1 protein-coding gene and 1 pseudogene are annotated in these 2,601 nt (G+C 72.4%); one reads left to right on the forward strand and one right to left on the reverse strand.

The features are described 5' to 3' along the window. Window positions 1–364: pseudogene (locus AXW62_RS39475) on the reverse strand (hypothetical protein); the annotation flags it as partial. A gap of 441 nt (window positions 365–805) precedes the next feature. Here AXW62_RS39475 and AXW62_RS39480 point away from each other — a divergent pair. Then, a partial coding sequence (locus AXW62_RS39480) for an MDR family MFS transporter (RefSeq protein ID WP_060948538.1) occupies window positions 806–2,601 on the forward strand: 1,796 nt, incomplete at its 3' end.

Consider the following 2,601-nt stretch of genomic DNA (forward strand, 5'->3'; position numbering starts at 1 on the left):
CGGAGGGGTGGGGCGGCGCGCTCGGCGCGGGGGCGCCGGACGCGCCGGCCTCCTCGGCCGGCGTCTCCGCGTCGGCCGGGGCGCTGGTGCTGGTGTCGGCCAGCGTGCGCTCGCTCGCGCCGCCGCCACCACCGTCGTCCTTGGTCTCACCACCGACCAAACCGGTGCCGATCGCCAGCGAACCCGCCACGGCCACGGCGGCCGCTCCCGCGAGTACGGCGATCACGGCCTTGCGCCTGCTCTTGCGGTGCCGGGTGGCGCCGGGGGCGTTCTCGTCGGCGTCGCCGTCCGTCTGCTCCCCGCCGGGTCTGCCCCCGACGCGGTCGATCACCCGCGTCTCCTCGGCGTCCCCCGTCTCAGGCATCCCCGGGCTCCCCGGCCTCTCCGGGCTCCCCGGCTTCCCCGGCTTCCCCGGCCTCTCCGGCCTCTCCGGCCTCTCCGGTTCCTCGAACAGCCGCAGATCGCGTGGATCGGGCCCACCCGTACTCTCCTCCGAGAGCGTCACATACGGACGCGGGCGGATCTGGTCATCGGTCTCGCCTGCCGTCGCGGCGGACGCGGCGGCGCGTGCGGCACATGTGCAGCCGGGGCGGCCGTTGGCGCGCGCCGGTGCGAAGCAGTGCGGGCAGGACTCTGCCGTCACGGAACTTCCCTTCCTGGAGTCGCAGCGATTATGCGCACCCGATCCCCTCTCGCGCAGGCGTTCGCCCGCTGCCCGGACGGGCTCGGCGGACCGTAACAGGGCATAAAGGTGAGGATGGGGCGAGGATGAAGGGGGACAGGATCGAGCGGTCGAGGAGTCGCCATGACGTGGGACGCCGACAGCCCGGCTCCGGCCCCGGGGGCCTCCGACGCCGTCGCCCCCGGCCCGGGAGCGGACCGGTCGCGGCGCACGGTCCTGGTGACCATCGGCGCGCTGCTGCTCGGCATGTTGCTCGCCGCGCTCGACCAGACGATCGTCTCCACCGCGCTGCCCACGATCGTCAGCGACCTCGGCGGTCTGGAGCACCTGTCCTGGGTCGTCACCGCGTATCTCCTCGCCTCGACCGCCGCCACCCCGCTGTGGGGCAAGCTCGGCGACCAGTACGGGCGCAAGTTGCTCTTCCAGACCGCGATCGTCATCTTCCTGATCGGCTCCGCGCTGTGCGGCATCGCCCGGAGCATGGCCGAACTGATCGCCTTCCGGGGGGTGCAGGGGCTGGGCGGCGGCGGTCTGATGGTGCTGTCGATGGCCATCGTCGGGGATATCGTCCCGCCCCGTGAGCGGGGCCGTTACCAGGGGCTCTTCGGCGCCGTCTTCAGCGCCACCAGTGTGCTGGGACCGCTGCTGGGCGGGGTGTTCGTCGACCACCTCAGCTGGCGCTGGGTCTTCTACGTCAACCTGCCCATCGGCATCGTCGCCCTCCTCGTCGTCGCCTCCGTGCTGCACATCCCGGTGGCCCGCACCCCGCACACCATCGACTACCTCGGCACCTTCCTGATCGCCGTGGTCGCCGCCGCCCTGGTGCTGATGACCTCCCTCGGCGGGGTCAGCTACGGCTGGGGGTCCTGGCAGATCGTCGGGCTCGCGTTGATCGGCCTAGTGCTGCTGGCGGCCTTCGTACGGGTGGAGGCCCGCGCCGCCGAGCCGGTGCTGCCGCTGACGCTGTTCCGCAGCCGCACCTTCGCGCTCTGCGCGGTCATCGGCTTCGTCGTCGGCTTCGCGATGTTCGGCAGCATGACGTACCTGCCGACCTTCCTCCAGATCGTGCACGGTGTCTCGCCGACCGCGTCCGGCCTCCATCTGCTGCCGCTGGTCTTCGGCACCCTGGTCTCCTCCACCGTCTCCGGCCACCTGGTCAGCCGCACCGGCCGCTACAAGGTCTTCCCGGTCCTGGGCACCGCGATCACCGCCGTCGGCCTGCTGCTCCTGCACCGGCTGGGGGAGTACAGCGGGGTGGTGGAGATGAGCGGGTACTTCTTCGTCTTCGGCTGCGGGCTGGGCCTGGTCATCCAGGTGCTGGTGCTGATCGTGCAGAACTCCGTCGGCTACCGGGACCTGGGCGTCGCCACCTCCGGCGCGACCTTCTTCCGCTCGATCGGCGCCTCGTTCGGCGTCTCCGTCTTCGGCACCATCTTCGCCAACAACCTCGGCCCCCACCTCGCCGACGCCCTCGCCGGACGGCGCCTGCCACCGGGCGTCACCCCCGGCCTGCTCAGCTCCGACCCCCGGGCCATCGGCCGGTTGCCCCCGGTGGACCGGACGGCCGTGCGGCACGCCTTCTCCGTCTCCATCACCGACGTCTTCCTGTACGCGGTGCCGGTCGTGCTGGTCGCCTTCCTCCTCGCCTGGTACCTCCGGGAGGAGCCGCTGCGCGGCAGCGTCACCGCGCCGGACGGCAGCGAGATACTCGCCAGCAACCCCGTCGAACGTTCCTCGCGCGACGAATGCGCCCGTGCGCTGTCCCTGCTCGGCAGCCGGGAGGGCCGCCGGACGGTCTACGCGGACATCACCCGGCGCGCCGGCCTCGACCTCGGACCGGCCGCCAGCTGGATGCTGCTGCGCATCCACCACTACGGCTTTGTCGAACCCGCCCTGCTCGCCGAGCGCACGCCGCTCCC

The organism is Streptomyces hygroscopicus subsp. hygroscopicus (genome assembly GCF_001553455.1).
Classification (GTDB): domain Bacteria; phylum Actinomycetota; class Actinomycetes; order Streptomycetales; family Streptomycetaceae; genus Streptomyces; species Streptomyces hygroscopicus.